The organism is Actinomadura sp. KC216, from assembly GCF_004348535.1.
GTDB lineage: Bacteria > Actinomycetota > Actinomycetes > Streptosporangiales > Streptosporangiaceae > Spirillospora.
Window position 1 is genome coordinate 1 of the sequence record NZ_SMJX01000536.1, and the last position, 3,135, is coordinate 3,135.

The 3,135-nt window shown below is 72.7% G+C and carries 4 protein-coding genes; all 4 read left to right on the plus strand.

Annotated elements, in window-relative coordinates; translation table 11 throughout:
* The first annotated feature begins 172 nt into the window (after nt 1-172).
* On the plus strand, nt 173-958 hold the full coding sequence (locus E1264_RS41600) for an ArsR family transcriptional regulator (protein WP_207936944.1): 786 nt from the start codon (nt 173-175) through the stop codon (nt 956-958).
* A complete protein-coding gene (locus tag E1264_RS41605; RefSeq protein ID WP_132182929.1) occupies nt 955-1,344 on the plus strand; it encodes a VOC family protein in 390 nt (129 codons plus the stop codon). The genes E1264_RS41600 and E1264_RS41605 overlap by 4 nt, the downstream gene beginning before the upstream one ends.
* A gap of 47 nt (nt 1,345-1,391) precedes the next feature.
* The gene (locus tag E1264_RS41610; protein ID WP_132182931.1) at nt 1,392-2,417 is read left to right on the plus strand and encodes an ATP-binding cassette domain-containing protein; all 1,026 of its coding nucleotides are present in this window, start codon (nt 1,392-1,394) and stop codon (nt 2,415-2,417) included.
* Nucleotides 2,414-3,135, plus strand: a 722-nt coding sequence (locus E1264_RS41615) for an ABC transporter permease (protein WP_132182933.1), incomplete at its 3' end; no start/stop codon positions are given. The genes E1264_RS41610 and E1264_RS41615, both read left to right, overlap by 4 nt.

Genomic DNA, 3,135 nt, shown 5'->3' on the forward strand with positions numbered 1-3,135 from the left:
AGGGAATGGTGCGTGGGGTGGGCATGCACGACTCCTTTGCCGCGTAATGCGCAAAGCTCCTTAAAAATAGACCAGTGCCGCGCTTCTGGAGCACTTCTACACAGGTCCAAATTTTCAGTGTGAATACTCTTGGGCTAGATGCATCAAACTGGATTGATGTATCGTGGGCGGCGTGGAGTCGACGGATCGGGTCCTCCCGGCCTTCGTGCGGCTGGCCGCGCATCCGGTGCGGTGGCGGCTGCTGCGCGCGCTGGCCACCGGCGACCACCGGGTCCGCGAGCTGGTGGACGCGGTCGGCGAACCGCAGAACCTGGTCTCCTACCATCTGCGCCTGCTGCGCGACGGCGGGCTGGTCGTCGCGCGGCGCAGCAGCTTCGACGCGCGGGACAGCTACTACCACCTTGACCTGGAGCGTTGCGCGCACGCGCTGGCCGAGGCCGGGGCCGCCCTGCACCCCGCCCTCGCACTGGACCCAGCTCCGGCCCCGGCCGTGCCGCCCGCGTCCGGGGGCCGTCCGGCCGTGCTGTTCGCGTGCACCGGGAACAGCGCCCGCTCGCCGATCGCCGAGGCGCTCCTCGACCACCGCACCGGAGGCCGCGTCGAGGTGGCGAGCGCGGGCAGCCACCCCAAGGAGCGGCTGCACCCGGACGCCGTGCGGGTCCTCCGCGAGCGCTACGGCATCGACGTGGGCGACCGCCGTCCACGGCATCTGGACGCCCTGGCCGGACGGCGGTTCGACTACGTGATCAGCCTTTGCGACAAAGTCCGCGAAGTGTGTCCCGACTTCGGCGAACACGCCCGGCGCGTCCATTGGAGCATTCCCGATCCCGCCATTTCCGAAAGTGCCGATCGCGCAGCGAGGCGCGCCGCCTTCGTCCGGGCGGCGGCGGACATCGACACCCGCGTCCGCCACCTGCTGCCTCAGCTCGTCCATCCACCACGAGAGGTCTCGCCATGAGCGCACCTGACCGGCTCGCCAGCGTCCGTTACCTCGTCGACGACGTCCAGGCGGCCACCGACTTCTACACCACGCACCTGGGCTTCACGCTGCGCACCAGCGCCGGGTCCGCCTTCGCCGACGTGGTGCGGGGGCCGCTGCGGCTGCTGCTGTCCGGGCCCGCCAGCTCCGGCGCCCGCGCCACGCCCGAGCCCGCCGTCCCCGGACGCAACCGCATCCATCTCATGGTCGACGACCTCGACGCCGAGATCGACCGGCTCCGCGCCGCCGGGCTGGCCTTCAGCGGCGACGTCGTCAGCGGCCCGGGCGGGCGGCAGATCCTGCTCACCGACCCCGCCGGCAACCTCGTCGAACTCTTCCAGCCCGCCGAATCCCGCCCCGCGTAGCGCCCGACCGGGCACGGGTACCGGCCGCGAGCTGGAAGAATGCCCGCATGATCTCGGTTGAGGGCCTTACCAAGCATTTCGGCCCGGTTCGTGCCGTGGACGGGCTGAGCTTCACCGCCCGTCCGGGCATGGTCACCGGATTTCTCGGGCCGAACGGGGCCGGAAAAACGACGACGCTGCGGATGCTGCTCGGGCTCGTGACGCCCACCTCGGGACGGGCCCTGGTCAACGGCCGCCCGTATTCGGGGCTGGACCGCCCGGTCACCGAGGTCGGTGCCGCGCTGGAGGCGACGGGGTTCCATCCCGGCCGCAGCGCCCGCGACCATCTCCGGATCGCCTGCACCGCCGCCGGGCTCCCCAAGCAGCGGGTGGACACCGTGCTGGAGCAGACCGGGCTCACCGGCGCCGCCGACCGAAGGGTGATCGGCTACTCGCTCGGCATGCGGCAGCGGCTCGCGCTGGCCACCGCCATCCTCGGCGAGCCGCGGGTCCTCATCCTGGACGAGCCCGCCAACGGCCTCGACCCGGCGGGCGTGCACTGGCTGCGCTCGCTGCTGCGGCACCTGGCGGAGGACGGCCGCACCGTCCTGGTCTCCAGCCATGTGCTCCCCGAGGTCGAGCAGACCGCCGACCACGTCGTGATCGTCGCGCGGGGCAGGCTGGTCCGGGACGCGCCGCTGGCCGAGCTGGTCGGCGCGGGCGGCGAGCTCCGGGTCCGGACGGAGCAGGCCGGGGAGCTGGCCGTCGCCCTGGAGAACGCGGGCGGGCGGGTCCGGCGCGAGGACGACCGGCTGTGGGTGACCGGGCTCGAACCGGAGGACGTCGGGCGCGCGGCCCTGGACACGCGGGCGGTGCTCACCGAGCTCGCCCGGGAGCGCTCCGGACTGGAGAAGATCTTCCTGGAGCTCACGATGGCGGAACTGGACGGCCCACCCCGGCCTGCGGGGGCGGACCCGGCAAACGCAGGCGCGGGCCCGGAGACGGCGGGAGACCCGGGCGCGGAGACGGCGGGAGGCGCGGGCTCGGCGGCGGCGGTCGGCGCGGCGGGGCCGGAGAAGGGCGGGCAGGCATGATCAACCTGGTCAGGGCGGAGCTGCTGAAGATCCGCTCCACCCGGATGTGGATCGGCATGCTGGCGCTGAGCCTGGGCTTCAGCCTGATGGGCCTCGCCGTGTACGTGGCGCTGGCCGGGGTCGAGATGGACGGGGACATGGCGATCGCGCCCGTCACCGACCCGTCGACCGTCCGGGCGTTCTACGCCAGCGCGAGCGGCGGCGTCCTGTTCATGATGATCCTCGGCATCATGGGGATCACCACCGAGTACCGGCACCAGACGATCAGCGGGACGTTCCTGGTGACGCCCGTCCGCGGCCGGGTGCTGGCGGCCAAGCTGATCTCCTACTTCCTGTTCGGCGCCGGGTTCGGGCTGGCGACGGTGCTGGTCACGGTGGCGGTGGCGCTGCCCGCGCTGGCGATCAAGGGCGGCTCGACCTCGCTGCTGGACCATGACGTCCCGCTGATCCTGGGCGGCACCGTCCTGGCGATGGCGCTGTACGCGCTGGTCGGGCTGGGGCTGGGCGCGCTGATCCGGAACCAGATCGCGGCGATCATCGTGGCGGTGGGCTGGGTGCAGCTGGTCGAGGGGATCGTCACCGTCGCGCTGCCGGAGGTCGGGCAGTGGCTGCCCGCCGGTGCGGTGCGGGCGATCACGCTGACCACGTCGGCGTTCGGCGGGTCGGGCGGGCTGGACACGCTGCCCGCCTGGGGCGGGGCGCTGCTGCTCGTCGGGTA

Bases quoted from the DNA above. Each gene is read 5' to 3' on its own strand.
- E1264_RS41605 (WP_132182929.1), top strand. From the start codon at position 955: ATGAGCGCACCTGACCGGCTCGCCAGCGTCCGTTACCTCGTCGACGAC.
- E1264_RS41610 (WP_132182931.1), top strand. From the start codon at position 1,392: ATGATCTCGGTTGAGGGCCTTACCAAGCATTTCGGCCCGGTTCGTGCC.